This is a genomic window from Psychrobacillus sp. 05T411, from assembly GCF_056396485.1.
This window is the reverse complement of sequence record NZ_JBFTLO010000065.1, coordinates 1-581: the sequence shown is the minus strand read 5'-3', so window position 1 is coordinate 581 and position 581 is coordinate 1. Positions and strand designations below refer to the sequence as shown.

The 581-nt window shown below is 44.5% G+C and carries 2 tRNA genes and 2 rRNA genes; all 4 read left to right on the top strand.

From position 1 onward, the window contains the following. Positions 1-74 (top strand): 16S ribosomal RNA (locus AC1DFT_RS20825); the annotation flags it as partial. A gap of 96 nt (positions 75-170) precedes the next feature. After that, positions 171-247: transfer RNA gene (locus tag AC1DFT_RS20820), tRNA-Ile, on the top strand. A 16-nt stretch (positions 248-263) separates the two neighbouring features. After that, a tRNA-Ala gene (locus AC1DFT_RS20815) sits at positions 264-339 on the top strand. Between the two features lie 122 nt (positions 340-461). Further along, positions 462-581: ribosomal RNA gene (locus AC1DFT_RS20810) — 23S ribosomal RNA — on the top strand; the annotation flags it as partial.

The following is a 581-nucleotide window of genomic DNA, read 5'->3' as shown; positions in this document are numbered from 1 at the left end:
AGGTGGGACAGATGATTGGGGTGAAGTCGTAACAAGGTAGCCGTATCGGAAGGTGCGGCTGGATCACCTCCTTTCTAAGGATAATTACGGAATACAGATCTTTATCTGTATCTTAACGTTTTGCAGTTCAGTTTTGAATGTTCATGTAAATACTATATGAAATTCWAAGAGGGCCTATAGCTCAGCTGGTTAGAGCGCACGCCTGATAAGCGTGAGGTCGATGGTTCGAGTCCATTTAGGCCCACCATACCTTTTWWWATTTCGGGGCCTTAGCTCAGCTGGGAGAGCGCCTGCCTTGCACGCAGGAGGTCAGCGGTTCGATCCCGCTAGGCTCCACCATAATATTTTTATGGGAAACTTGTTCTTTGAAAACTGGATAAAACGACATTGAAACAATTAATACAAAAAATTCAATTTATGATCACTTAGTGATCATGATGTGTAAGACTTTTTAACTTTTAGGTTAAGTTAATAAGGGCGCACGGTGAATGCCTTGGCACTAGGAGCCGAAGAAGGACGGCACTAACACCGATATGCTTCGGGGAGCTGTAAGTGAGTGAGCTTTGATCCGGAGATTTCCG